The sequence below is a fragment of the Litorivita pollutaquae genome (genome assembly GCF_003205515.1).
Lineage (GTDB): Bacteria > Pseudomonadota > Alphaproteobacteria > Rhodobacterales > Rhodobacteraceae > Litorivita > Litorivita pollutaquae.
Genome location: NZ_KZ826482.1, coordinates 344,797 through 365,522, shown reverse-complemented (window position 1 = coordinate 365,522; position 20,726 = coordinate 344,797). Strand labels below are relative to the sequence as shown.

Genomic DNA, 20,726 nt, shown 5'->3' with positions numbered 1-20,726 from the left:
CAGTATTCGCGTTGCCAGTATTCCCGTTGCCAGTATTCCCGTTGCAAGTCCGCTTGACCAGCCTGACACAGAGGCGCATTTTGCCCGCATGACAGAGCCAAATTCCTTTGCCGCCCGCATCACGCGCAGCCCCCATGCCTTTGACCCTGCGCGCGGCGCAGAAGCGCGGGCGCTGTTTCCCGAATTCTCTGGTGCCGTTGCCGAATTGATCACCGGCGCGGGGGGCTGTTCGCCCTATCTCTTGGGGTTGATGGCACGTGAACGCGATTGGATCGCCGCCGCGTTGGAGGCCCCGGAGGCGGCGCTTGCGGCGCAGGCGGAGGCCCTGCGCGGCGTCGATGCGGCGCAGTTGCCCAATGCGCTGCGACAAGCCAAACGTCGCGCGGCGCTGTTGACCGGACTGGCGGATCTCGGCGGGGTCTGGTGTCTCGAAGAAGTCACCGGCGCGTTGACCGATTTTGCCGGATTGGCCGCCGATCTGGCGATCAAATCCGCCGTTGGCGCAGAGATCAAGCGCGGAAAATTGCCCGGTGCAACCGAAGATGATATCGCCACCGCAGGCGGCATCACACTACTGGCGATGGGAAAAATGGGCGCAGGAGAGTTGAACTACTCTTCCGATGTGGACCTCATTTGCCTGTTTGACGAAAGCCGGTATGCGCCCGATGATTACCATGAGGCGCGGGCCTCGCTGATCCGTGCCACCCGTAAAATGGCCGCCACGCTCAGCGAAATCACCGCCGAAGGGTATGTGTTCCGCACCGATTTGCGGTTGCGCCCTGATCCATCGGTGACACCGGTGTGCATGTCGATGGAGGCGGCCGAACGGTATTACGAGAGCCTTGGTCGCACGTGGGAGCGCGCCGCCTATATCAAGGCCCGTGCCTGCGCCGGAGATATCGCCGCCGGAGAGCAGTTTTTGCACACGATCAGCCCCTTTGTCTGGCGGCGGCATCTGGATTTCGCCGCGATTCAGGACGCCCATGATATGCGCCTTGCGATCCGCGAACACAAAGGCACCGGCGGCGCGATTACCCTTTTAGGGCATGATATGAAATTGGGGCGCGGCGGCATTCGCGAGATCGAATTTTTCACCCAAACGCGGCAATTGATTGCCGGCGGGCGCGATCCGGATCTGCGCGACCGGCGCACTGTGCCGTCCTTGCACGCCTTGGCGGGCAAGGGGTGGGTGCCGCAGGATGTGGCCGATACCTTGGCCGCACATTATCGTTGGCACCGCGAGGTCGAGCATCGGTTGCAAATGGTCAATGATGCGCAAACCCACACCTTGCCGCCAACCGAAGACGGGTTGGCGCGGATTGCGGCGTTCATGGGGCGCGATCTGGCGGGGCTTAAGGTCGAATTGACCGAGCGCCTCGGCGCGGTGCATGAGATTGCCGAGCAGTTTTTTACCCAGGAAAGCGTGACGGGTAACGGGTCTGCAGCGGCGGTGGGGCGCGAGGAGGGCGAGCGTCGCGCGATGCCGGCATTTGATCCTGAAGTGATCGCCCGTTGGCGCAGTTATCCGGCGTTGCGCTCGGCGCGCGCGCAGGAGATTTTCGACGAGCTGTCGCCGCAAATTCTTGCCTGCCTCGCCCGCGCGGCGCGCCCGCTTGAGGCCCTGGACGCCTTTGACGGGTTTCTGGCCGGCCTTCCGGCAGGGGTGCAATTGTTTTCCCTCTTCAAGGCCAATCCGCAACTGATTGACCTAATCGCGGATATTGCAGGCACAGCGCCGGAATTGGCGCGCTATTTGTCGCGCAATTCAGGGGTGTTCGACGCGGTGATCGGCGGCGATTTCTTCGCGCCATGGCCCGGCGCCGAGGTGCTTGAAGCGCAGTTGACTGCCACGTTGGATGTTGAACAAGATTACGAGGCCAAGCTCGACACCGCCCGTCGGTGGGCAAAGGAATGGCATTTCGGCATCGGGGTGCATTTGCTGCGCGGGTTGACCGATGCGGCGCAGGCCTCCGAGCATTACGCTGAACTGGCCGCCACAGCGCTCAAAGCCCTGTTTCCTCATGTGGCTGCGGAATTTGCCCGCAAACATGGCGTGCCGCCCGGGCGCGGGGCTTGTGTTTTGGCAATGGGGTCGATGGGCGCAGGGCGGCTTAATTCCGGCTCTGACCTCGACGTGATCGTGATCTATGATGCAGATGGGGTTGAGGCATCACAGGGGCGAAAACCGTTGTCCGCGCGCCCCTATTATGCCCGGCTGACGCAGGCTCTGATCACCGCAGTCAGCGCGCAGATGGCCGGTGGGCGGCTTTACGAGATAGATATGCGCTTGCGCCCGTCCGGCACCCAAGGTCCGGTGGCAACCTCTTGGCAAAGCTTCCAGAACTACCAAGAGGGCGAGGCATGGACATGGGAGCATTTGGCCTTGACGCGGGCGCGGGTCGTGGCCGGCGTCGGCGGTGGTGCAGCGGCGCTTGGCGCGGATATCGAAGCCTTCCGCGCCTGTCTCATCGCGCATAAAGGCGCGGCGGCGGAGGTCTTGCATGAACTGGCCGCGATGCGGGCACGTATTGCCGCCGCGAAGGGACAGGCAGACGCATGGGATGTGAAAATCGGCGCCGGACGCATACAAGATATTGAACTCTTCGCGCAGGCCGCTTTGTTGATGGCCGGGGATCCGGCCCGCGATGTGTTTTCTGGATTGGCGGCGGCCGAGGCAACCGGATGGATTGATGCCGCCGCGCGCGCGGATTTGGAGAAAAGCTATCGCTTGTGCTGGACCGTGCGGGTGGTGTCTAAATTGCTGACCGAGGGCCGCTTTGATCCAGAGGCGATCGGGCGCGGTGGCTGTGCCTTGCTCTTGCGCGAAACAGGACAGGACGATATCGCAACGCTGAGCGCGGCGGTGGTCGAACAGACTGGTGCTGCTGCGGCGGTGATTGACGCGGCATTGGCTGTCGATCCGGCGCGCATCCGGCAGAGCGGAAAAGAGCCCGCGCGGCCCCCCCGCGACGAAGAAACGACATGAGAGGTGAGCCGATGACTGGCGACGAGATTGATCCCAAAGCCCTGATCCGCGAGGCGTATCGCATTGAGGGCATCGGCCCGGAAGAATGCCGTTCGGTCTTTTTGGACTGGGCGCTGAGCTTGCCTGTAGGGGCGGATGCGCCCAAGGCGGCGGCGGCGCTTGTGGCACGCTATGGCGCGGATGCACCGGATCATCCCATGACTCATGTGCTGCGCGATGCCGACACCCGTGTGACCGGACCCAAACGCCGTGGCGGGCGCAGCGCCCGCGTGGCGGATGCGTGATATTTCAACGCATTACGCGGTGCCTTTAAGGTGCTAGGGCGGCGGCCTCGGCGGCCAGATCCGTGATCGCATCCCAATTTTTGGCAGCGATCAAATCTGCCGGAGCGACCCAGCTTCCACCGACGCAGAGCGTGTTGTCGAGGGAAAGGTAGTCCTGCGCATTCTTGAGCGACACGCCGCCGGTGGGGCAGAATTTGACCTGCGGGATCGGTGCGCCGATGGCTTTCAACGCCGCCGCGCCGCCATTGATTTCCGCAGGGAAGAACTTTTGCATGCGGTAGCCGCGTTCCAAAAGGGCCATGACCTCGGAGGGGGTTGCGGCACCGGGGAGCATGGGAAGATCGGCGGCTTCGGCCACATCCAAGAGCTGCGGCGTGCTGCCCGGAGAAACACCAAACCGTGCGCCTGCCTTGACTGCGTCAGCGACATTGTCAGCGGTCAGCAGCGATCCTGCCCCGACCAGCCCGCCTTCGATCTTGGCCATTTCCGCGATCACGTCGAGCGCAAGCGGCGTGCGCAGCGTCACCTCCAACACCGGCAGACCGCCTTTGATCAAGGCGCGCGCGAGGTCTGCTGCGACGGCTGGATCATTGAGAACGAGCACCGGAATCACCGGAGCAAGGCGACATAGGTCTTCGGATTTCTGGCTGGCGATTTCGGGGGTCATCGGGGGCATATCCTTATTAAAAATGAGGGATCTTTGTTACACAACGACGGCGGCACCGCTGTTGGCGAGGCCGACAGCGGAGCGGAAGGCCGAAAACAATTCGCGCCCGACACCGGTACCATTGCCGGACAGATCGGCCGCAGCGGCAGGACGATCAAGAAAGCCAGCGGTGAGATTTTCAAGCCGACCGGCATCCGCATCAAGGCGCAAAATATCGCCATCCATCACATGTGCCAGCGGCCCCCCTGCGGCGGCTTCGGGGCTAAGATGAATGGCGGCGGGCACTTTGCCCGATGCGCCGGACATGCGCCCGTCGGTGACCAGAGCGATTTTTAATCCGCGATCTTGCAGGACCGACAGCGACGGGGTGAGACCATGCAATTCCGGCATGCCGTTGGATTTCGGACCTTGGAACCGAACGACGATAATGGTGTCGGTGGTGATCTCTCCGGCCTTAAATGCGGCTTTCACGCTGTCTTGGTCGTGGAACACACGGGCGGGGGCTTCGATCACGCGGCGTTCGGGGGCGACGGCAGAGATTTTGATAATCGCCTCGCCCAAATTGCCCTTGAGCACCTTCAGCCCGCCGGTTTTTTGGAACGGATCGCGGGCGGGGCGGATGATCTTGTCGTTCTCGGATTTGCGCGGCCCGTCGACAAAGGTCAATTTGCCATCTGCAAGGCGCGGTTCGCGCGTATAAAGGCCAAGCCCGTCACCGGCCACGGTGCGTACATCTTCATGTAACAGGCCTGCATCCAAAAGCTGTGCGATCATCAATCCCAAACCGCCTGCCGCGTGGAAATGGTTCACATCGGCAAGGCCGTTCGGATAGACTTTCGCCATCAAGGGCACCACGGCGGAAATTTCATCGAAGTCCTGCAAGTCAAGGATCACCCCTGCGGCGCGCGCCATGGCGGGCAGATGCAGCACAAGGTTGGTCGATCCACCCGTGGCCATCAATCCGACGATGCCGTTGACGAATGCTTTTTCATCCAAAATTGCGGCGGCAGGGCGGTAATCATTGCCGAGTGCGGTGATTTGCAAGGCGCGTTCGGTGCCCGCGCGGGTCAATGCATCGCGCAGCGGCGTATTCGGGTTGACGAAACTGGACCCCGGCAGGTGCAGCCCCATGAATTCCATCAACATCTGGTTGGAATTGGCGGTGCCGTAAAAGGTGCAGGTGCCGGGGCTGTGGTAAGACGCCATTTCGGCGGCCATGAGCGCGGCGCGGTCGACTTCGCCAATGGCGAATTTGTTGCGCACGTTGGCTTTCTCGTCATTGGGCAGGCCCGAAGGCATTGGCCCGGCGGGCAAAAACACCGCGGGAAGGTAACCGAAGGTCGCTGCGGCCATCACCAATCCGGGGACGATTTTGTCACAGACCCCAAGGAAGATCGCCGCATCAAAGGTGTTGTGCGACAGGCCAACGCCAGCGGCCAAGGCAATCACATCGCGCGAAAATAGCGAGAGTTCCATGCCGGTTTGGCCCTGGGTGACGCCGTCGCACATGGCGGGCACGCCGCCGGCCACCTGTGCGGTGCCGCCGTTCGCGCGGGCGGTGTCACGGATCATCGCGGGATAGGTTTCAAACGGCTGATGCGCCGACAGCATATCGTTATAGGCCGTAATAATGCCAAGGTTCGGGGCGGGGGATTGCACCAAACGGTCCTGATCGGCGCCCATTGCGGCATAGGCATGGGCCTGGTTGCCACAGGTCAGATGCGCCCGGCGCGGTCCGTCATCGGCGGCCACAGCCATGCGGTCGAGGTAATCGCTGCGGCTGGTTTCGGACCGTTTGATGATACGGTCGGTGATGGCGGCAATCGTCGGGTTCAATGTCATTTGCGGGCCTTCAAAATTGGTGCATCTGCCTTGGGGCGCGCGCGGCGGCGCGGCAGGCGGATCGTGGGCGCTTGGCGTGTTGTATAGGGTTATAGCAATTCGGGTTAGCGCTAACAAGCGCGCGATTGCCGCCAAAATCCCGTGCAATGAATATGTTTTGCCGCCCGATGGGACGGCCTGCGCTATGAAATACAATTATCTATTGGCGGGCAAAATGTCACGCAACCATCCAGATATTACACATAATTTGCCGCAAATTTGCCCAATTGCGCAGCGATGGTCAGAGCAATCAAACCGGCCAGAGCGGGAATAACCGTCAATACGGCCAAGAGGCACGCAGCGGTCCAGCACCGCAGGCATAGACGGGCAGAACGCCTGATTAAAGGACGGGACATGACATATATCCGTGTGATCGCAGCGATGATGATGGGTCTGGGCCTGACGGCTTGCGGCTCGGTTGACACCGCCACGCGCAATGCGCCGCTTGAACCCCATGTCGCCCGCGCGCTTGCGCCGGTTTCGGTGAAGGTCACCGGTTATACCGTCACCGCGCCGGACAGTTTACGCGTGTCCGAGGCCAATATGTATTACCCTCTGGGCGATGTGGTGTGGCGCGAAGATGCGCCGGGCAACCGGTTGCGGCAAATCGAAGATATCTTCAAAACCGCGTTCAAACGTGGTGCCGAAGGCGTTGACGGTGCGGTTCCCGTGGTGGCGAATATCGAAATCACCCGCTTTCATGCCCTGACCGAAAAGGCGCGCTATACCATCGGCGGCGTGCATTCGTTGAAATTCAAAATGACCCTGACCGATCCGCAAACCGGCGCTGTTGTGGTGCCGACCCGTCTTATCGAAGCGGATCTGGAGGCTTACGGCGGTGCCAAAGCCATCTACCATGAGAACCACGGCATTACCCAAAAGGTGCGGATCACCGACCACATGGCGAAAGTCTTCCACAAGGAATTGACCGACCCCACCCCACCCGAAGCGCAAAAGGTGGCCCAGATCATCCCGTGATCAGAGCCGCGCCAACGGGGCTTCCCCCGCGCATCAAACACGATTAAGGAGGGCGGTATGAACCAGCCCTCCTTTTCCGCTTCATTGCCCGTCATTCGCCTGCTGCCCAAAACCAAGCCGCAGGCCATTCGTCACGGGTTCCCTTGGGTCTATGCCAACGAGCTTGTCCTCGACCGGCGCGCCAAATCTTTGGCTGCGGGGTCTTTGGCGGTTCTGGAGGATGCCGAACGGCGCCCCATGGCCATTGTCGCGGTCAATACCCATAGCCGCATCACGGCGCGGGTTTTGGACCGTGATCTGGACGCCGTTATCGACCAAGCGTGGTTCGAGGCGAAAATCACCCGCGCGTTGAAAATGCGTGAAACGCTTTATGACGCGCCGTTTTACCGTTTGGTGCATGCCGAATCCGATGGGTTGCCGGGGGTGGTCATCGACCGTTTTGGCGACACGGCGGTGGTGCAACCCAATGCGGCATGGGCCGATGTGATGATTGAACCGCTCGCGGCGGCTTTGGCCAAGGTGACGGGCGTTAAAAACATCCTCAAAAATGCCTCGGGCCGGTCGCGCAGCCTCGAAGGTCTGGATGAAGAGAACGGCGTTTTGCTGGGTGCGGCTCCCGATGGCCCGGTGCCGGTTTCGATGAATGGCGCGACCTATCTGGCCGATCTGACCGGTGGGCAGAAAACCGGATTGTTTTTTGACCAACGCCCGAATCATGCTTTTGCCGCGACACTGTCAAAAGGCGCGCGGGTGTTGGATGTATTCTCGCATGTGGGCGGATTTTCCTTGGCCGCATTGGCCAATGGCGCGGCCTCTGCTTTGGCGGTGGATGGCTCTGATCCGGCCTTGGAATTGGCTATGGGCGGGGCCGAAGCCATGGGCGCGGCGGACCGGTTCCAAACCCGTAAGGGCGATGCGTTCACAACGCTCGAAGCCTTGGCGGCAGAGGGCAAAACATTCGATGTGGTGGTTTGCGATCCGCCGGCATTTGCTCCGAACAAACAATCGCTTGAGGCCGGATTGCGCGCCTATGAACGCATTGCCCGTCTGGCGGCGCCTTTGGTCTCTGAAGGCGGCTATTTGGTTCTGTGCTCATGTTCCCACGCGGCCGATCTGAGCAAATTCCGCAATGCTTCGGCGCGCGGGATCGGGCGGGGCGGTCGGCGCGGCACGCTCATTCACACCGGGTTTGCCGGCCCCGATCATCCGCTTTTGCCGCAATTGGCCGAAAGCGGATACCTCAAGGCATTGTTCTTCCGCCTATGAGGGCGCGCGCATGAAGGTTCTGCTCGACGCTTGCGTGTTGTTTCCCACCGTGATGCGCGAAATGTTGCTTGGTGCGGCGCGGCAGGGCGCGTTCGAACCGCTTTGGTCGGCACGGATCATGGAAGAATGGGCCCGCGCCGCGCGCAAAATCGGCCCCTCCGGCGAGGCGCAGGCCCGCGGCGAGGTGGCTCTTTTGGGGGCGGCATGGCCACGGGCCGAGGTGGCGGTCGCGCCGCGATTGGAGGCGCGCCTCTGGTTGCCTGATCCGGCGGATATTCATGTTCTGTCCTCTGCGATTGCCGGATCTGCGGATATGATCATCACCATGAACGCCAAGGATTTTCCGCAGCAAATTTTGGCTGAAGAGGGCATTGTGCGACAAGATCCCGATGGGTTCCTACATGGCCTATGGCAAGCGCAACCCGAGATGATGGAACATGTCGGCGGCATGGTTTTGGCAGAGGCGCGGCGCCTGTCCGGTGAGGAGTGGCAGATGCGGCCACTGATGAAAAAGGCACGCTTGCCACGTTTGGCAAAAGCCTTGGAATAACAGCGGATTAAGCCGCATTCTTCGCGCTCAGGTCACAGCCCATTTTTTCTCTAATGTCTCGATGGCGCGAATCCGGTCTTCGGTTTTGGGATGGCTCAACAGCCACGCAGGGGCCTTGCCCGCATTGCCGCCCGTTAGCGCCATCAATTTGCGGAACAGGCTCTTTTGCGGCTCTGTTCCGATGCCTGCTTTGGTCAGTAGCGCCGCAGCATATTCATCGGCTTCATATTCGTCGCCACGTGACAGCCGCGCCGTCAAAAGCGAGGCGAGAAAATTCGCGGCATAGACCGCCAGTTGCCGCAAGAACGGGGCGAGCAATGTGATCAACACCATGCGCAGGGCATTTTGAGCCGAAAAATCGATCATCCGGCGTTTTGAGTGGCCCAAGGCGACATGACCCAACTCATGCGCAATCACGGTGGTCAATTCATCGGCGGTCACTTCGCCCGATCGGAATTTGTTGTAAAATCCGCGCGTTATAAAAATCCGCCCGTCTGGTGCGGCCAATCCGTTGACCGGTTCGATCTCGTATAGATACACCCGCACACGCGGCAGATCGAGCGCCGCCGCCAGCCGTGCAAAGCTGTCGTTCAGCGAAGGATCCACCAGTTCGGACGATTTTTCATCCAACTCGGACAGCGTGCGCCGCACCGAGAAGAGATACATCACCAAGCCAAAGCCCACGGCCAGAAGAATGGGGAGAACACGCAGCATGGCGTTAATATGGGGCCGCAGAGGGCGGACGGCAAGGATGACAGATCAGCGGGTCAAATCCCGCATGCCGCGCTCAAGCCCATCAAGGGTCATCGGCACCATTTGATCCTCGAAAATTTCCGAAATCAACTTGATGGACTGGGTATAGCCCCAATGCTTTTCCGGAACCGGATTGATCCAGAGATTGCTTTTCCATTGTTCGCGCGTGCGCTCAAGCCAGACCTGCCCTGACACGGGATTCCAGTGTTCATTGGCCCCGCCAGGATAGGCAATCTCATAGGGGGACATTGAGGCATCCCCTACAAAAATACATTTGTAGTCAGGCCCATAGGTGCGCAAAATTTCCTCTGTGGGGACTTGGTCTGCCCAACGGCGGCTGTTGTCGCGCCACACGCCTTCATAAAGGCAGTTGTGGAAATAGAAGTGTTCGAGATGTTTGAATTCGGACCGCGCGGCGGAAAACAATTCCTCGACCACTTTGATATGCGGATCCATCGAACCGCCGACATCGAGAAACAGCAAAACCTTGACCGCATTGCGCCGTTCGGGACGGGTTTTGACATCAAGATAGCCGTGTTCGGCCGTGGCGCGGATGGTGCCGTCGAGGTCCAATTCCTCATGTGCCCCGTCGCGCGCCCATTTGCGCAGACGTTTGAGCGCGACCTTGATATTGCGGGTGCCCAATTCGACCTGATCATCGAAGTTTTTGAATTCGCGTTTGTCCCAGACTTTGACCGCACGCCCATGCCGGCTTTCTTTTTGGCCGATACGCACGCCTTCGGGGTTGTAGCCCTCGGCGCCGAAGGGCGAGGTGCCCGCCGTGCCGACCCATTTGTTGCCGCCCTGGTGACGGCCTTTTTGTTCCTCGAGACGTTTTTTCAGCGTCTCCATCAACTTTTCAAAGCCGCCAAGCGCTTCGATCTCGGCTTTTTCTTCCTCGGTGAGGTGTTTTTCCGCCATCTTGCGCAGCCATTCTTCGGGAATGTCCACGGCCTCTAACATGTCGTCGGTGCTGATGGTGTCCAGCCCTTTGAACGAGATGGCAAAGGCGCGGTCAAACCGATCGATATGGCGTTCGTCTTTTACCATTGCGGCGCGGGCAAGGTAATAAAACGCCTCGGGATCATAGGTGACAAGACCGGCGCGCATCCCCTCAAGAAAGGTCAGATATTCGCGCAGCGAGACGGGCAACCCTGCGGAGCGCAGGTTTTCAAAGAAGGGTAAGAACATGGCGCCAAGCTAGCGTTGGTCGCGGGATTTGCCAAGTGGGATCAACGGGTTTTGCGGCGAATTCCTGCGGCGCGATCACAACATCGAGCGATGGGCGATGATGGTTGCAAAAAGCCCGATCAATGCACCGATCAATCCGTAAACGACGGTGTATTGCAAGATATCAAGCGGTTTTCCTTTGCGTTTGCGCGCCAAAAGCCCGCCGTAAATCGCTCCGATAATGACTCCTACTACTACGATCATAATGCGCCACGCTTTCCTTTCAGCGGGCTGAGCGATCCGATCTCGCGCAGTTTTGCACGTACGGCCCAATCCGCGCCAAACCCGTAACGCGCCCAGCCGAGACTGTCCAGTCGTACGGTGCGGGCTTCGGACACGCGCCCTTCCAGATCGAGCGCTTCGGCGCGCAGCAACATCAACGTTGACAACAGCGCGGCGTTCTCATGGCGGGCCGCGACGTTTTGATAGGGCGCGATCAAGCGCAGGGCGTCTTCGCCGCGTCCGTGAATGAGCGCATAGGCGGCCAGCTGCGAGGCGACATAGGCACGGTGCAAATCGGTGCCGGGGGTTTGTTCGTAAAACCGTTGCGCCGCGACAAACTGTTCTTGCGCCCCGTTCGGATCATCTGCCAATGCAAGGCGGCCCATGGCATAATGCGAAAACGCGCGGCGATGGTCCTTCCATCCCATGGCCTCTGCGACGCGCAAGGCCTCTGCGCCTGCGGCACGGCGTTGCATCGGGTTGGCCCCGGGGCCAAGCGCGGTTTGAATGGCGCGGATCCATTCGCGCGGGGTGCGCGAAATGGCACGGGACGCGATGTTCTGTCCGGCGGGATTGATGCGGGCCAAAATCGCGGGCAGGCGCGCCGCGACCTCGCTCCGGGACATGCCATTGTGCAATTCGGGTGCGTAATAGGCCCGCAAGATCATCATGTCGAACCCGGTTAAAACCGTATGCACATTGTCGTCATTGAATACACTATCGGGCAGGCGATAAAGATCATTGAGCGGGCCGAGGGCCTGGGCAATTTCTTCGTGCAGGCAATCGCGGACCTCTTGCGGCGCGGCATCATTGGGCAAGAAGACCGCCAAATTCCGGCGTTCGCTCAACATGGCCCAATTGGTTTTGGCGCTGCGCTTGGCCGCGCGGTATTCACCGATGTCGGTGATGTTCGGAACCACGAAACAGGCGGCCTGTGGCAGGGCGGCGCGAATGGCGCTGCGCGGCACGGCTTGGATGGTGATATTGGCCGTGCCTTGGGCGACTTGGTTGATCTCTATGCCGGCTTCGGTGCGCAGACGGTGCAAAAGGCGGTTGAGGTCCGGTGCAAGGCTGGAAGGGGGGGTGCCCGTTACACGCAGGGTGATCGGGCCTTCAAACCGGGTCAAAGCCGGCAATTGGCGGCCCGATTCCAATTGGAAGCTGAGTTCCAGAAAATCGCGCGCGATATCACGGTTGGACAGCACCGGGCGCGCAGGACGCGGCGCGGAAAAGCTTTTCATCGGCGGCAGGGCGCTTTGCGGGGCGCTGGCGATCATGGCGCGTGTGGGCATTTCCGATGTGCCGGGCATGCAGGCGCCCAGCATCAAAAGAAAGGGCAATACGAACCGGCTTGGGGTATGAATTCGGCGCATCAGGCTCTCAGTAACTTACATGTGCATTTGAGCCGGACCCGCAGGAGCAGGGGGTGGCTACGACATTTCCAAGAGTGACAGTTGCTGAAAAACGGAACGGGCCTGCGGCGGGCACACCTATAAAGACCTCGTAAGGTGCTTGTCGTGTTGCGGTGGTCTTACCTGCTTGCTCGGTCATCGCGGCGTTTCTCGCTCTTGGATGTTCGTAACCTCGCCTCTTATCCTGTCGGTTCTAGGGATGAATTAAGGCAAGAATGTGGCCGAATCATTGACCCGCGTCCAAATGTGGCGAAGGGAAAATAATTCCATATTATTAGATGTTTAGTATGTGTTTTTGCGGCAACATTTCGCGAAAACCTGCCTTGGGGTTGCCGTGAATGGCTCGCTTTGCCCCAGCGTGACCCCTTGGGTTGATGCAGGGTAAATGTTCGAATTATTCACCGATATGACGTGTCGCTGGGGCGGTGATTTGGCACCGACGACCCTTTTTCTATGCGCAACCGGATGGCGCCTATTGTATAAATGTGGCCGCGGTGGGCGAACATTCGGGGGCGGCAGAATTCTTTGCGTCGGTCGGCAGTGCGGTGAGGGTAGTTTTGATTTCCGGCAGCTTTAGCGCCGACAGGATGCGGCGCACTTGGCACGATCCAAGGACCCATCCTGATCTGGTCTTGGCGGCAGTTCCCATGGCACGGTCGGCAAAGATTGGGATTTAACGGTGGATAGGGGCGCGGCGTTTGTGTTGGGCGGGCCGTTGCCCTGCGTGGGCAGGGGTAAACTGCGGCGCGATATGCTCGGACACATAAGCGATACAGCTCAATGTGATCAGGGCGATCAAGGGAAAGAACACCGCGACAAGGGTAAAGGTAAAGGGCATTTTGACCTCCTGCTTTAAACGCGTTTTCTACGCGTAGGGGGAGCGTAGCCTTTTATGGTAAAGCAGTGGTTAACCTAGATTGATAACGCATCCTACCTGCGGGCGGGGCGCGGGGATCTGGGCACCTGTGGTGGGGCATTGATGTGCCTTTGCACCGCGCCGCAAAGAAAATGGCGGCCCGACTGTGCAGGCCGCCGCTAGAGATGTCGCCGGATCAGGCTTTGCGCGTTTTGCGGCGGCCTAGAAAGCCCAAAGCGGCGAGACCGGAGGCGATCAACGGTAGGCCGGCCGGGACGGGCACCGAGGGGGCGACTTCATTGAGCGCCAGATCGTCGATCAGATAATAGTTACCCATGCGCAGCACCAGTTGGTCGATCAAACCGGTTTGTGCTTCGAGAAACTGGTAGCTGCCGTGCAAAATGGTGTTCACCGACCAAATCAATGCGCCATTGTTAAAGCCCTGCATAAGGCCGTAGCGGTTTCCGGTGCTGACGCCGCTTTCGGGCGGTGTTCCCCATACTTTGGCCCAAACACCATCAAAGGTGAAATCGGAATAGTCGGTCGCGGTGACGTTGATCACGCCGGATCCGCCGTTGTTGAGCAGGGCAAAATCGCCGCTGTGGCTGCCAAAATTGTAATAGCTGTGGCTGACGTCGATGACGCTGGCAGGGCGCGAGAAGGCAAATCCTTCTGTTGGCACGTCAAGATAGCGCCATGAGCCGCTGATGCTGGCGCCGGTGATATCGTCAAAATCAATGACGACGGCTTGGGCGCTGCTGGCAAATCCAAGGAGCGCGAGGGTGGCGAGGGTCTTTTTGATCATAGAATTCTCTTCTTGTTGTATCGTTTGGGGCCGCGCAACACACGAAAGGCAAGCTGGGGAACCTGCCAAAGACTTGCGGCATATATGAGATGAGGCGATGCCATGGCACGGGGGCGCATGCAATCGGGGTGCGGGCGATCGTGCGTAAACCGATTGTTTGCGCCGCGTGGTCAATGGTGCGCGGGCCATGCCAGCAAGGCGCGAAATCAAAACGCCCCGCCGTTTTTGACGGCGGGGCGTTTCCAAGATGCCACAGAACAGGGGATCTGTATCATTTAGTTAAATTTCGGCCTTATTTCAGCCACAGGCTTGGCGCAGGGGCGCTTTACCGATCTCCTTGACTGCGTGCCATGAAGGCGAGGCGTTCGAACAAATGCACGTCTTGCTCGTTTTTCAACAAGGCGCCATGCAGTTTGGGCAAGGCGTTGACGCCGTCGCGTTTGAGATCCTCGGCGGTCAGGTCTTCGGCCAGCAGGAGTTTGAGCCAATCGAGCACTTCGGAGGTCGAGGGTTTCTTTTTCAATCCCGCTTGCTCGCGCAGTTCGTAAAATTGCGTCAGCGCCGCTGCCAGAAGCTCATTTTTGATCCCTGGATGGTGGACCTCGACGATCTTGCGCATCACCGAGGGTTCGGGGAAACGGATGTAATGGAAGAAGCAGCGGCGCAGGAAGGCGTCGGGCAATTCTTTTTCATTGTTGGAGGTGATGATCATGATCGGGCGATGTTTGGCCCGTATGGTTTCGCCGGTCTCGTAGACGTGGAACTCCATTTTATCGAGCTCTTGCAAAAGATCGTTCGGGAATTCGATGTCGGCCTTGTCGATCTCGTCGATCAAAAGCACGACCTTTTCATCGGCCGCGAAGGCCTCCCAAAGTTTGCCTTGCTTGATGTAGTTGGACACATCATGCACGCTTTCTTCGCCAAGCTGGCTGTCGCGCAACCGGCTGACCGCGTCATATTCATAAAGGCCTTGTTGTGCTTTGGTGGTGGATTTGATGTTCCATTCAATCATCCGCAGCCCAAGCGCCGAAGCCACTTGCCGTGCCAATTCGGTTTTGCCGGTGCCGGGTTCGCCTTTGACCAAAAGCGGGCGCTCTAGCGTCACCGCGGCATTGACCGCAATGGTCAGGTCATCGGTCGCCACATAATCGGATGTGCCTTCGAATTTCATCTGTTGTTCGCTCCATGGGATTTTATTCCACGGCAGGTTAAACCATGGTCGAAATCACTGCAACGCGATGGTTTGTGAACTGGACAAGACCTATCCCTTAGGGTAATTGCACGCACAGGGGCGCCGCCTGTCCAAAAGAGGAATTATGTAAGTTATGTCGGACACTGGCCTGAGCGAGGGGCACGATATGAAAGCAGAGAGTTTTCTGCCTAAGGATTACCACCCGGCTGATGATGAGCCGTTCATGAATGACCGTCAGCTTGAGTATTTCCGTCGTAAGTTGATCGATTGGAAAAACGATATTTTGGCCGACAGCCGCGATACGATTGAAGGGTTGCAAGACGGCACGCGCAATATCCCCGATGTTGCAGATCGCGCCAGCGAGGAAACCGACCGCGCGTTGGAATTGCGCACGCGGGACCGTCAACGCAAATTGGTCTCGAAAATTGACGCGGCGCTGCGCCGGATTGATGAAGGCGAATACGGGTATTGCGAAGTCACCGGCGAGCCAATCTCACTCAAACGTCTGGATGCGCGGCCGATCGCGACCATGAGCCTTGAGGCGCAAGAGCGTCACGAGCGCCGTGAAAAAGTCCACCGCGACGATTGATCCCGCTATGGTGAGGAAATTGTCGGCAGTCGATGCGGAATGAATTTGAAACGTCGGGGGGAAACCCCCGGCGTTTTGTCTTGTCGCGGGCCGGTTTTCTATATCGCGTTTCTTTGTGAAAAAGACGCGGATTTGATACGGCGCAAAGCGCGGGCGAGCAGGGGGCTATACAGGCCCCTATATATAGAGTGAAAAACCTATGCCAAAATGGCGGGCAACCGGCGCAGATATCGCCGCCCCAGCAGCGGCAAAGCGAGCGGAGCAGGCATGAGCCTAGTGGGACAAAAAATCGCCGTGATCGGCGCAGGTATTGGTGGTTTGGCCGTGGCGCAGGCGCTGGCGCAGCGTGGTGCATCGGTCACGGTATACGAGCAGGCCGAAGCGATCCGCGAAGTGGGCGCGGGGTTGCAGATTTCTCCGAATGGTGCGGCGGTGCTTGATGCGCTCGGGCTTGGGGATGCGTTGCGGGCGGGGTCGGTGCAGGGCAAGGCCGTCTCTTTGCGTGATTACCGCTCTAACGGGGCGGAGGTTTTGCGGCTTGATCTGACGCGCTTGGAGGAACAGGAATATTTCTTCACGCATCGTGCCGATTTGATCGAGATGCTGGCACAGGGCGCGCGCGCCGTGGGGGTTCAAATCCGTTTGTTGCAAAAGGTCGCCTCAGTCACGGACGCGCCGGCGGGGGGGCTTGCGCGGATTGATCTGGCCAATGGCGATCATGTCATGGCCGATCTGGTGATTGACGCCGGCGGGTTGCACGGCCACGGGCGCGCCGTGCTTAACCCCAAGGCCGATCCGTTTTTCACCGGTCAAGTCGCATGGCGCGCGGTGGTGCCCAATATCGACGGGCAGGGGCCGGAGGCGCGGCTGTATATGGGGCCGCACCGGCATTTTGTCTGCTATCCGTTGCGCGATGGGACAATGTTGAATGTTGTGGCTGTCGAAGAACGCAGCCTCTGGGCCGAGGAAGGGTGGTCACATCAAGACGATCCGGCGAACCTGCGGGCGGCCTTTGCGCGGTTCGGGCCGCAGGTGCAGGACATTCTTGCGCGGGTTGAAACGGTGCATCTTTGGGGGTTGTTTCGGCATCCGGTCGCGGCATCCTGGCATGGGCGGGCTCTGGCGCTGCTTGGAGATGCGGCGCATCCCACATTGCCGTTTTTGGCACAGGGGGCGTCGATGGCGCTCGAAGACGCATGGGTTTTGGGCGATGCATTGGCCGGATGCGACAGTATCACCGCCGGTTTGGCCGCCTATCAGGCCCGCCGGCGTGCCCGGGTGTGCCGTGTGATTGATGCGGCGTCCGGCAATGCATGGAAATACCATCTGTCCCACGGGCCGCTGCGCTTTGGCGCGCATATGGTTTTGCGGCTTGGCGGGGCGCTGGCGCCGGAAAAGATGATGCGCAGCTTGGATTGGCTCTATGCCCATGATGTGACCGGCCCTGCAGCGTAACGGGTCAGATATCCAATTCGATCCAGACCGGCACATGGTCCGAGGGTTTTTCGCGTGCGCGAATGTCTTTGTCGATCTGGCAGTCGAGCAAAAGATCGGCGCAACCGGGGCTGAGCAGGAAGTGGTCGATGCGGATGCCGTCATTGCGGTTCCACGCGCCGGCTTGATAATCCCAAAAACTGTAATGCCCGCCGCCGGACACCCGTGTTCGGAAGGCTTCTGTCAATCCAAGATTGACGATCCGTCGGTATGCGGCGCGGCTTTCGGGGCGGGCAAGCGCATCGTCTTGCCATACCTCGGGACGGGCGGCGTCTTCGTCTTGCGGGATGATATTGTAGTCACCGGCCATCAAGAAGGGTTCTTCCGTGGCCAATAGCGCGCGCGCGCGCGTCTCCAACCGGTCCATCCACGATAGCTTATAGGCGTATTTTCCGCCCGGGGCGGGGGCGCCGTTCTCAAATTCGACCGGGTTCCCATTGGGCAAATAGAGCCCGCAGAGCCGCACCGCGCCTTTGTCACCGACAACCGTCGCCTCGATATAGCGGGCTTGTTCGTCGGTATCATCCCCCGGCAAGCCGCGTTGCACATCTTCAAGGGGCAGCTTTGACAGGATGGCCACGCCGTTGAAAGACTTTTGGCCGTGAGTCTCGACGTTATAGCCGCGTTCCTCAAACAGCTCGCGCGGGAAGTTTTCGTCGACGGATTTGATTTCCTGCAACAGGGCCACATCGGGCGCCGCCTCGTCGAGCCAATCGCATAGCGCCGGATAGCGGGCTTTGATCCCGTTGATGTTGAATGTGGCGATCTTCATGGCGCTCTCCTTTTTGCCCCCTGATCTATCGCAAGCGGGCGGGGTGCGCGCAAGCGCGAGGCTGATTGCGATGGGAAAAACAGAATCAACCTATGGGTGATTCTGTTTTTCGGGGTCAAAAAAACTTTGCCGAGAGAGGCGATTCTCGATGCAACCTATGGGTGTGTGTCCAAAAGTGGCCACTGTTAATCAAATTTTATCGGCACTGTTTCTATTATCGAAACAGTTCAAAATCATGGGGTTAGGGTTTTTTAAGGGGTGAGTCGGATCTTCGTAATACACGTCAAGGAATATTAGGGGCTTGGCGATACAACCTTAGGGTGCAAACCTGTTGGTGTCTGCAAAACACCAAACACAACACTAGGGGATAACGACCATGCAAACTCAATTCAAAGCTAACCACACTTTCGCACATGTCGCCAACATTGATGCACCGCGCTCTGCCACTTCGCTGTTTGACGGGCACGGTCTGGAGATGTTCACTTGTGGTCTTGAGGCTGCATCGAGCGCCGATGTGATGATGGGTGAAGGCCTTGAAATGTTTACTTGTGGCCTCGGTCCTGTTGCCGCATCCACTGCCATGGACGGCGACGCGACAGAGATGTTCACTTGCGGCCTTGGCCCGATCGCCGGCTCCGAGATCTTCTCCGGCGATGCAACGGCCCTCTTTACATGTGGACTTGGCGCTTCGACCTCGACCATGGCGCTGACTGGTGATGCGGTTGAAATGTTTACCTGCGGTTTGGGTGCCTCTGTCGCCAATGACGCCATGAGCGGCGACAAGGTCGAGATGTTCACATGCGGTCTCGAAGCCGAAGCTTCCGATGCGATGTCCGGCGATGCGGTCGAAGCCTTCACCTGCGGTCTTGGTGCGACAACGGCCTCTGACGCACAATCGGGTGATGCGGTCGAAGCCTTCACTTGCGGCCTCGGCGCAACCACAGCCTCTGACGCACAATCGGGCGACGCGGTTGAGGCTTTCACCTGCGGATTGGGCGCCACACATGCCACCGACGCCACAGACGGCGACGCAGTCCAAGCCTTCACCTGCGGTCTCTAATTTCCGAACCCAGAACACCTTGCGTGGTGCGGGGCCAGCCATCCCCGCGCCATGCCAGAATAGCCAAGGAACGACCCGATTAGCCATCGTGTCTCTCGTAAAAATTCGGTGCCACGCACCATCCTAAGGGGGAAAACAAATGTCCAAGATTATTCAATTCACTGCGAAAAATCCCGTGCAAAGCCAGGACGACCGTTACGGCGCGCTTGTGTCCGGTTTTGCCAGCAACCGCCGTTTTGGCGATGATGTTTTCTGGCTCAAGGAAAACGCCGAACTTTTGAGTATTCTCGAAGTGACCGGTGCCAAACTTTCGCAAGAGACTCTCGCGCCGATGGCCGGGTTTTACGCCAATGTTGAAAAACGCCTTGGGTTCTTCCCGCAATATTACCGCTTTATCCTGTCGCTCTGCCTTGATCTTGAGGACATTGGTATGGACGGCAACAAGGGCGAAGCTTTGGTGAATTGGGCCGCTGATGAGGGGCTTGCGCAAAGCGAGATGAGCGATCTGCAACGGATGGAAGCGCGGCGGTTGATGTTGCGCCGGGGCCGTGATCCTTTGCCGGCCGATCCCGGTCTTGAGGTCCGCATGGGCGCGTTTATTGAACGGTCCGAGGCCTTCACCATGCCGAATAAGAAAGCGGCTTACGAATTGACACATACGGTGTTTTACCTGTCGGAATACGGCCGTAAGACACTCGAACTGGGCGCGGGCGCTCTGCAATCCCTGCGCTTTGCGGGCACGTTGGCATGGCTCGACCAGAACCTTGATCTGGTGGCGGAAGTTTGCATTGCCCTGCGCTATGCCGGGCAACAGCCGCCCGCGATCTGGGAAAGCTGGGTCGAGCGCGAAATGCACAGCTTCACGGTTCAAACCGGCGAGCGCGCCAATGTTCAAGATGAATACCACGAGTTCTTTATTTGCAACTGGCTCGCCTCTGTATCGGGCGGGCAGGCGTTTACCAAACGGGTTGCCGCCGAACGGATGTCGTTCCACCGTGTGCCCCGTGCTTTGGCCCCGCTGCGCACCATGTCGGAATGTATGTTCCGCCTTGATGACCGCCGCAGCGCCGATTGGGATGCGATGCGGCCTCTGGTCACCGAAGGCATGGATGACGCCGCGCAAGAGGTTCTGGGTCTGGCAGAGCAAAGCTGCCCCGACTTTGATGCCTTCTTTGCCGGTTTTGCCCGTGTCGGGTTGAGGCAGGCAGCGATCTAATTCACGTTAATTCTCCGGCGGATTACGGGGCTTGGCCGCCTCCCGCCGGATCCGAAGCCTAGGGGCGGCTACCCTGCGGCGCGCGTGTCCTTCATCCCCCGAGAGACACGCCATCGGAGAAGTTGTGCGGCGCATCACCTATGCGCTGCACCTTTTGGTTTTTGTGGCGCATGAAACAACCTGCCATGGATTTATGGCGTTGCAAATCATACGGAAAACAGGCCTGCGGTTCCAAATCGCGCGATATGAGGCCTATCTTTTTGGGTGCCCCAGTGCATCGGACAGACCGACAGAGAACGGCGATATAGCTGACACATAGGCGGCCCTGCGATGTCAAACGATTGCTGGAATATAGAAAAGATATCGGGGCGTCGCGAGCCGCCAAAGTCCGGTCGCATGGTCCCCGGATCATCCGCACAATCAAACAACAGCATCACCACGCTCCGGCATCCATGGGGAGTTATGAAACGCTAGCCAAAGTTGCGGTTGAAGCGCTTATATTTCATATGGCAA

Annotated in this window: 19 protein-coding genes; 9 read left to right on the top strand and 10 right to left on the bottom strand. The window is 59.2% G+C overall.

Annotated features, from left to right (window positions below; all coding sequences use genetic code 11):
• The first annotated feature begins 88 nt into the window (after positions 1–88).
• Together DI396_RS05615 and DI396_RS05610 are read left to right on the top strand one after the other, a co-directional pair.
• A complete protein-coding gene (locus DI396_RS05615; RefSeq protein ID WP_110795188.1) occupies positions 89–2,986 on the top strand; it encodes a bifunctional [glutamine synthetase] adenylyltransferase/[glutamine synthetase]-adenylyl-L-tyrosine phosphorylase in 2,898 nt (965 codons plus the stop codon).
• An 11-nt stretch (positions 2,987–2,997) separates the two neighbouring features.
• Positions 2,998–3,270 (top strand): hypothetical protein, encoded by a 273-nt coding sequence (locus DI396_RS05610; protein WP_110795187.1) that lies wholly within the window; start codon positions 2,998–3,000, stop codon positions 3,268–3,270.
• Between the two features lie 25 nt (positions 3,271–3,295).
• On the opposite strand, the gene eda is transcribed toward DI396_RS05610, so the two are convergent.
• Both eda and edd read right to left on the bottom strand, forming a co-directional pair.
• Positions 3,296–3,937 carry a bifunctional 4-hydroxy-2-oxoglutarate aldolase/2-dehydro-3-deoxy-phosphogluconate aldolase gene (eda, locus tag DI396_RS05605; protein WP_110795186.1) on the bottom strand — a complete coding sequence of 214 codons (642 nt, stop codon included), beginning with the start codon at positions 3,935–3,937 and terminating at the stop codon, positions 3,296–3,298.
• A 36-nt stretch (positions 3,938–3,973) separates the two neighbouring features.
• Positions 3,974–5,779, bottom strand: coding sequence for a phosphogluconate dehydratase (edd, locus tag DI396_RS05600; protein WP_110795390.1), 1,806 nt, complete (start codon positions 5,777–5,779; stop codon positions 3,974–3,976).
• 393 nt (positions 5,780–6,172) lie between these two features.
• Here edd and DI396_RS05595 point away from each other — a divergent pair, with 393 nt between their 5' ends.
• From DI396_RS05595 to DI396_RS05585, 3 genes are read left to right on the top strand one after another with little or no spacing between them, the layout of a single operon-like run.
• A complete protein-coding gene (locus tag DI396_RS05595) occupies positions 6,173–6,796 on the top strand; it encodes a DUF6778 family protein (RefSeq protein WP_110795185.1) in 624 nt (207 codons plus the stop codon).
• Between the two features lie 57 nt (positions 6,797–6,853).
• Positions 6,854–8,062 (top strand): RSP_2647 family RNA methyltransferase, encoded by a 1,209-nt coding sequence (locus tag DI396_RS05590; protein WP_110795184.1) that lies wholly within the window; start codon positions 6,854–6,856, stop codon positions 8,060–8,062.
• Between the two features lie 10 nt (positions 8,063–8,072).
• Positions 8,073–8,612, top strand: coding sequence for an RSP_2648 family PIN domain-containing protein (locus tag DI396_RS05585; protein WP_110795183.1), 540 nt, complete (start codon positions 8,073–8,075; stop codon positions 8,610–8,612).
• 27 nt (positions 8,613–8,639) lie between these two features.
• Here the strand turns inward: DI396_RS05585 and DI396_RS05580 are convergent, their stop codons facing one another.
• The 7 genes from DI396_RS05580 to DI396_RS05555 form a co-directional block, all read right to left on the bottom strand.
• Positions 8,640–9,326, bottom strand: coding sequence for a M48 family metallopeptidase (locus DI396_RS05580; RefSeq protein WP_110795182.1), 687 nt, complete (start codon positions 9,324–9,326; stop codon positions 8,640–8,642).
• A gap of 45 nt (positions 9,327–9,371) precedes the next feature.
• On the bottom strand, positions 9,372–10,556 hold the full coding sequence (locus DI396_RS05575; protein WP_110795181.1) for a vWA domain-containing protein: 1,185 nt from the start codon (positions 10,554–10,556) through the stop codon (positions 9,372–9,374).
• A gap of 75 nt (positions 10,557–10,631) precedes the next feature.
• Complete coding sequence (locus tag DI396_RS16590; RefSeq protein ID WP_204362798.1) at positions 10,632–10,799, bottom strand: hypothetical protein; 168 nt, start codon at positions 10,797–10,799, stop codon at positions 10,632–10,634.
• Positions 10,796–12,190 carry a DUF2927 domain-containing protein gene (locus DI396_RS05570; protein ID WP_110795180.1) on the bottom strand — a complete coding sequence of 465 codons (1,395 nt, stop codon included), beginning with the start codon at positions 12,188–12,190 and terminating at the stop codon, positions 10,796–10,798. Before DI396_RS05570 ends, DI396_RS16590 begins: the two co-directional genes overlap by 4 nt.
• Positions 12,191–12,902: 712 nt before the next feature.
• On the bottom strand, positions 12,903–13,067 hold the full coding sequence (locus DI396_RS16405; RefSeq protein ID WP_162617162.1) for a hypothetical protein: 165 nt from the start codon (positions 13,065–13,067) through the stop codon (positions 12,903–12,905).
• A 214-nt stretch (positions 13,068–13,281) separates the two neighbouring features.
• A complete protein-coding gene (locus DI396_RS05560) occupies positions 13,282–13,890 on the bottom strand; it encodes a VPLPA-CTERM sorting domain-containing protein (RefSeq protein WP_110795178.1) in 609 nt (202 codons plus the stop codon).
• 325 nt (positions 13,891–14,215) lie between these two features.
• Positions 14,216–15,061 carry an AAA family ATPase gene (locus DI396_RS05555; protein ID WP_110795177.1) on the bottom strand — a complete coding sequence of 282 codons (846 nt, stop codon included), beginning with the start codon at positions 15,059–15,061 and terminating at the stop codon, positions 14,216–14,218.
• Positions 15,062–15,248: 187 nt separating this feature from the next.
• Between DI396_RS05555 and dksA the strand changes: the two genes are divergently transcribed.
• Together dksA and DI396_RS05545 are read left to right on the top strand one after the other, a co-directional pair.
• Positions 15,249–15,671 (top strand): RNA polymerase-binding protein DksA, encoded by a 423-nt coding sequence (gene dksA, locus DI396_RS05550; RefSeq protein ID WP_110795389.1) that lies wholly within the window; start codon positions 15,249–15,251, stop codon positions 15,669–15,671.
• 267 nt (positions 15,672–15,938) lie between these two features.
• Entirely contained in the window at positions 15,939–17,126 is a 1,188-nt protein-coding gene (locus tag DI396_RS05545; RefSeq protein WP_110795388.1) for an FAD-dependent monooxygenase, read from the top strand.
• Between the two features lie 4 nt (positions 17,127–17,130).
• Here DI396_RS05545 and xth read toward each other — a convergent pair whose 3' ends face one another.
• Positions 17,131–17,937: an exodeoxyribonuclease III gene (gene xth / locus DI396_RS05540; protein WP_110795176.1), complete on the bottom strand. Its 807-nt coding sequence runs from the start codon at positions 17,935–17,937 to the stop codon at positions 17,131–17,133.
• 376 nt (positions 17,938–18,313) lie between these two features.
• Here xth and DI396_RS05535 point away from each other — a divergent pair, with 376 nt between their 5' ends.
• Positions 18,314–18,997, top strand: a complete 684-nt coding sequence (locus tag DI396_RS05535; protein ID WP_110795175.1) for a DUF6749 family protein — start codon at positions 18,314–18,316, stop codon at positions 18,995–18,997.
• Positions 18,998–19,136: 139 nt separating this feature from the next.
• Complete coding sequence (locus DI396_RS05530; RefSeq protein WP_110795174.1) at positions 19,137–20,213, top strand: DUF6902 family protein; 1,077 nt, start codon at positions 19,137–19,139, stop codon at positions 20,211–20,213.
• The last annotated feature ends 513 nt before the right edge of the window (positions 20,214–20,726 follow it).

Bases quoted from the DNA above. Each gene is read 5' to 3' on its own strand.
- DI396_RS05615 (WP_110795188.1), top strand. From the start codon at position 89: ATGACAGAGCCAAATTCCTTTGCCGCCCGCATCACGCGCAGCCCCCAT.
- DI396_RS05610 (WP_110795187.1), top strand. From the start codon at position 2,998: ATGACTGGCGACGAGATTGATCCCAAAGCCCTGATCCGCGAGGCGTAT.
- eda (WP_110795186.1), bottom strand. From the start codon at position 3,937: ATGACCCCCGAAATCGCCAGCCAGAAATCCGAAGACCTATGTCGCCTT.
- edd (WP_110795390.1), bottom strand. From the start codon at position 5,779: ATGACATTGAACCCGACGATTGCCGCCATCACCGACCGTATCATCAAA.
- DI396_RS05595 (WP_110795185.1), top strand. From the start codon at position 6,173: ATGACATATATCCGTGTGATCGCAGCGATGATGATGGGTCTGGGCCTG.
- DI396_RS05590 (WP_110795184.1), top strand. From the start codon at position 6,854: ATGAACCAGCCCTCCTTTTCCGCTTCATTGCCCGTCATTCGCCTGCTG.
- DI396_RS05585 (WP_110795183.1), top strand. From the start codon at position 8,073: ATGAAGGTTCTGCTCGACGCTTGCGTGTTGTTTCCCACCGTGATGCGC.
- DI396_RS05580 (WP_110795182.1), bottom strand. From the start codon at position 9,326: ATGCTGCGTGTTCTCCCCATTCTTCTGGCCGTGGGCTTTGGCTTGGTG.
- DI396_RS05575 (WP_110795181.1), bottom strand. From the start codon at position 10,556: ATGTTCTTACCCTTCTTTGAAAACCTGCGCTCCGCAGGGTTGCCCGTC.
- DI396_RS16590 (WP_204362798.1), bottom strand. From the start codon at position 10,799: ATGATCGTAGTAGTAGGAGTCATTATCGGAGCGATTTACGGCGGGCTT.
- DI396_RS05570 (WP_110795180.1), bottom strand. From the start codon at position 12,190: ATGCGCCGAATTCATACCCCAAGCCGGTTCGTATTGCCCTTTCTTTTG.
- DI396_RS16405 (WP_162617162.1), bottom strand. From the start codon at position 13,067: ATGCCCTTTACCTTTACCCTTGTCGCGGTGTTCTTTCCCTTGATCGCC.
- DI396_RS05560 (WP_110795178.1), bottom strand. From the start codon at position 13,890: ATGATCAAAAAGACCCTCGCCACCCTCGCGCTCCTTGGATTTGCCAGC.
- DI396_RS05555 (WP_110795177.1), bottom strand. From the start codon at position 15,061: ATGAAATTCGAAGGCACATCCGATTATGTGGCGACCGATGACCTGACC.
- dksA (WP_110795389.1), top strand. From the start codon at position 15,249: ATGAAAGCAGAGAGTTTTCTGCCTAAGGATTACCACCCGGCTGATGAT.
- DI396_RS05545 (WP_110795388.1), top strand. From the start codon at position 15,939: ATGAGCCTAGTGGGACAAAAAATCGCCGTGATCGGCGCAGGTATTGGT.
- xth (WP_110795176.1), bottom strand. From the start codon at position 17,937: ATGAAGATCGCCACATTCAACATCAACGGGATCAAAGCCCGCTATCCG.
- DI396_RS05535 (WP_110795175.1), top strand. From the start codon at position 18,314: ATGCAAACTCAATTCAAAGCTAACCACACTTTCGCACATGTCGCCAAC.
- DI396_RS05530 (WP_110795174.1), top strand. From the start codon at position 19,137: ATGTCCAAGATTATTCAATTCACTGCGAAAAATCCCGTGCAAAGCCAG.